The sequence below is a fragment of the Microcystis sp. M31BS1 genome, from assembly GCF_020245285.1.
GTDB classification, from domain to species: domain Bacteria; phylum Cyanobacteriota; class Cyanobacteriia; order Cyanobacteriales; family Microcystaceae; genus Microcystis; species Microcystis panniformis.
Genome location: NZ_JADBVE010000008.1, coordinates 1 through 4,127, shown reverse-complemented (window position 1 = coordinate 4,127; position 4,127 = coordinate 1). Strand labels below are relative to the sequence as shown.

Sequence of the window (4,127 nt, the reverse complement as noted above, 5' to 3'; positions counted from 1 at the left end):
TTCAGCAAACCCTAATTAGGGGTCTCAATATCCCCCTAACGGCCACCGAGAAAACCTTCACCAGATAAGTATTTTTACTCAAGTCTCTGGAGGGGGACAGCTTATGTGACAGTTGAGGGTGCGGAATGTGGGGTTCTATTACCCTAGTTGCTGATTTACTAAAAGGTTTGTCGATTCACCTTCATCGTTGGAGTTCTTTCCCTCCCACCCCCGTTGATGCTTTTTACTACTCCCCTTCCTCTTAGTTGTAAAATACCTACACCTGTCAGACCCCACACCCTGCCCCCACCAACAAACTTTTTCAGCATACTCTACCTATATCTGCAAGTCCCCTGGGGTTTCCATCCGATCGAGGATCACCCTGAGCGTTCATCCGATCGAGTGATTTTGCGGAAAAGTGTTAAAAAAGATTGCTGTTTGTAAAGACAACTGTTACCGTGGGTTCAAGAGTGCGCTTTGAAGGAGGAAAAATCCCATGCACCCTAACCTATCCATCTATCCCTCGATTGCTTCACTACTTATGTAGGGCATAGATGCACAAATCAAAGATTTCAGAAGCAAAACCAATAAATTCCCGTACTGTTGCTTAAAACAGGAGTTTGATCATGAAATTACAGGGAAAAACAGCCCTAGTCACGGGGGCATCCCGGGGCATTGGACGAGCGATCGCCTTAGAATTAGCCCGACAAGGTTTAAGCAGAATTGTGATTGTTGCCAGAGATCAAGAGCGATTAGAAAAACTAGCCAAAGAAATTGAGTCCCTAGGGGTCATTGCCACACCTTTAGCCCTAGATTTAACCGAAAATGACCTTGTTAGTCCTTCAATTATCCGGGTTTGGCAAGAATGCCGTGGCATCGATATCCTCGTTAACTGTGCCGGTATTGCCCATCAAACCCCCTTTCTACGCTCGCAATTCTCGCAAGTGCAAGCAGAAATATCTTTAAATCTGATGGCCATGTACACGGTTACTCGCTTAATTGCCCGCCGGATGGCAATTCGGGGGCAGGGAACCATCGTCAATGTTTCCAGCATGATGGGTAAAATTGCCGCTCCTAGCTTCGCTACCTACTCGGCTACCAAATTTGCCATTTTGGGTTTTAGTCAAGCTCTCAGGTCGGAATTACGGGAACATAACATCAAAGTTGTCACCCTCTTACCCTCTTTAACCGATACGGATATGGTGCGAGAATTGCAGTTATTTCGATGGTTAAAACCGATGAGCGCCGAAGAAGTCGCCCAAACCCTAATTACCGGGTTAAATAGGGAAAAAACGGAAATTGTCGTCGGTTGGCAAAGTCATCTAGCTCTTTGGTGTCAAAAATTGGCCCCGAAACTGCTCGAGAAAATTGTCGATTTAGCCTCTCCCTTACGCCAAGGCAAAGGAAAGCGAGGATGGCGAGAAGTGTTTAACTAGGGTTTAATTAAATCCATCAGGGTGAGCATAGCTCACCCTAATCACCTTAACTAACAGGCAATTAAACGGCTGTCAGGGTTTTTTCTAGAAGTTGTCGGGGAGCTTGAACCAAACCACGACAGTGGATTTCCGCAGAATTATTGGGACTTTCAATCAGTTTAACTTTATCTAATTCGGCTCCTAATTGGCGGATCCGTTCCCCTAATAGTTGAGCGATATGTAAGGCAATATTTTCCGCAGTGGGAACCACTTCGGCAAAGTAGGGAATATCCTTATTTAAAAAAGCATGATCGAAGGGTTCTACTACCAATTCATCGATCGCTTTTTGTAAATCCCCTAGATCTACAATCATACCGGTGCGGGGATCGATTTCCCCCGCCACGGATACTTCTAGGTGATAATTATGGCCATGACCGTTTACCCTGGCGCATTTGCCGTAGATTTCCGAGTTTTGTTCGAGGGTTAATTGCGGTAAAGCCAAACGATGAGCGGCACTAAAATGGGTTTTGATGGTTAAAGTTGCTTCCATATCTTTTCCTTGATATTCTGCCCACAATTCGGGGTGTTCAAATAGTTGAATTTTGACTAATGGTAAATAGGGTGCTAATCTTTGCCAGATAACTCTAGCGATATTTTCTGTGGTGGGTAGGGTTTGCTGAAATTCCGGCCAGACTTGATTGAGATAGGAGTAGTCTAATTGACTGGTTATCTCTCGTTTAATTACCTGTTTAACGGTGGAGAGATTTTCCACCATGCCATAAGGATTGAGTTCTTTGTGTAGGGAGACGTATAATTCGTAATTGTGACCATGACCGGGAAAACGGCTACCAAGACCAAAAAGTCTTTGATTTTCGGCTTCGTCCCATTCTGGTAGATAATAGCGATGGCTGGCTGAAAACCGCGCTCGACGATTGATGATGCAATCCATAAATGTGGGCGATCGATGACTTTGTAAAGTTACGTTAAGAGTAACTTTTTCTAGCATAAACCAGTTTTGTCTCCTCCGGCTTGCGGACCGGAGAAAGTTATCCCTCAATTCCGGCAGAATGCGATCGCTGTGAGTCGAGAGTGAGAAAATGGCGTTGCTGAATCAAGGTATGAATGCCAACCGTGCATCGTATCCAAAAGTTAGTTTGGGTCTAGGTTTTAAAAATCCCACAAAATAAGATTCAGGTCTCAAATCAGCAAGGCCGAAAATCCCTTGACTATCAAACCCCCGATCAAGTATTCTACAAACATACTTCAGACTTCGTTGCACTTTAGATATGAAGATCTGAATCGGCACTTTGTCAATGCGTAAGTACTATAATTTATGGTCGAGCAAATACCTCCTATTTATTTTCATCTTCCTGCCTCCCATCGACCCGACCCTTTGCCCGATCACGCCGATCAATTACGAACGGGTCGAGGTTCATTGGCTTGGATTTTACAAACTTATTTGCGATTACGCGAATCGAACTTTCCCTGTGAATTAGTAGATACTATCCCTAAAGAAGGTATTGTAATTGGTCATCGAGAATCGTTAGCTTATGATTTTCAACCCTATCCCAAGTTATTACTGGCTTGTGTTAAAGGAGATCGAAATCCTCAACCCTACGCTCAAATTCATATCGTCCAGAATCGACAGGAATTAACTGCTTCTCAACTTTATATACAATCAATAGCCGCAGATCAATATCTTTTACCTGGTAAGCGATACTTTTTACCCCATTGGACTCAACCGGGCTTAATTCCTCGCGATCCCCGACGGGGCGATCGGTTTGAAAATGTAGTTTATTTTGGCATTACCTACAATTTAGCTCCCCCCTTACGCAAACCGGAATGGAAACAGCAGGTAGATCATTTAGGTTTAAACTGGTGCATTCAAACTAATGATGAGTTTTGGCATGATTATCGTCAAGCAGATGCAATCGTCGCTGTTCGTTGTTTCGACTCCAAGGAGACTTATCCTTGGAAACCCGCCACTAAGCTGTATAATGCCTGGTTAGCAGGTGTTCCTGCCATTTTAGGAAATGAATCCGCTTTTCAAGCAGAGTACAAAAGTGAGCTAGATTTCTTTACTGCTAATAATGAGAATGATATTATTTATTATCTCAAACAATTGCGGGACAACAATTACTTAAGGCAGCAAATAAAGTCTCATTATCAAGAAAGGTCGAAAACCGTGACTATTAGCCATCTTGTTCAATGTTGGCATCAGTTTATCTTGAATGAATGTGTTCCCGCCTATAATCAATGGTGTTCCCTTTCTCTCTGGCAACAACAACAGTTCTTTTTGCGTCGTCGTGTCCTGTCGAAATTGAATCAACTGCAAATGAAAACCCTGAAAATCATCACTGCTCAATAGCCAATGGTTCTCGGTGATTGCGGACAGTAATGTTTGAAGTCCTCTTTTTACCCAGTTTTTGGGGTAGTATTCACTTATCTCTCTTAGATGGCGACTCGTTACTGAGATTGACTTGGCACTTTTTTCAATTTTCTCAGATTATGTCAATTCGTAGGTCGGGTTGAGGCTACGAAACCCGACAGAAACCCTCAGTTGTTGGGTTTCACTTCCTTCAACCCAACCTCCGCAAAAAGAGCTACCAAAATAAACCGTCTCTATCCAAATTCGCTCGCTTCTTCAATATTAATAATCACTTCTTCTCAAGTTTCACCCTGACTCATACATCCGGGTAAATCTGGAATTAGTTTTTCCTAGACAAAAATGGT

3 protein-coding genes are annotated in these 4,127 nt (G+C 43.2%); 2 read left to right on the top strand and 1 reads right to left on the bottom strand.

The annotated features are described in order from the left end of the window. The first annotated feature begins 605 nt into the window (after nt 1–605). Entirely contained in the window at nt 606–1,415 is an 810-nt protein-coding gene (locus IM509_RS00285; protein WP_052276824.1) for an SDR family NAD(P)-dependent oxidoreductase, read from the top strand. A gap of 61 nt (nt 1,416–1,476) precedes the next feature. Here the strand turns inward: IM509_RS00285 and IM509_RS00280 are convergent, their stop codons facing one another. Then, the gene (locus IM509_RS00280; protein ID WP_185236937.1) at nt 1,477–2,343 is read right to left on the bottom strand and encodes a 6-pyruvoyl trahydropterin synthase family protein; all 867 of its coding nucleotides are present in this window, start codon (nt 2,341–2,343) and stop codon (nt 1,477–1,479) included. A 384-nt stretch (nt 2,344–2,727) separates the two neighbouring features. Here IM509_RS00280 and IM509_RS00275 point away from each other — a divergent pair, with 384 nt between their 5' ends. Then, a complete protein-coding gene (locus tag IM509_RS00275) occupies nt 2,728–3,762 on the top strand; it encodes a hypothetical protein (protein WP_185236932.1) in 1,035 nt (344 codons plus the stop codon). Nucleotides 3,763–4,127: the final 365 nt, after the last annotated feature.

What these genes read in the sequence shown, in the direction of transcription:
- IM509_RS00285 (WP_052276824.1), top strand. Translation starts at nt 606, where the DNA reads ATGAAATTACAGGGAAAAACAGCCCTAGTCACGGGGGCATCCCGGGGC.
- IM509_RS00275 (WP_185236932.1), top strand. Translation starts at nt 2,728, where the DNA reads ATGGTCGAGCAAATACCTCCTATTTATTTTCATCTTCCTGCCTCCCAT.
- IM509_RS00280 (WP_185236937.1), bottom strand. Translation starts at nt 2,343, where the DNA reads ATGGATTGCATCATCAATCGTCGAGCGCGGTTTTCAGCCAGCCATCGC.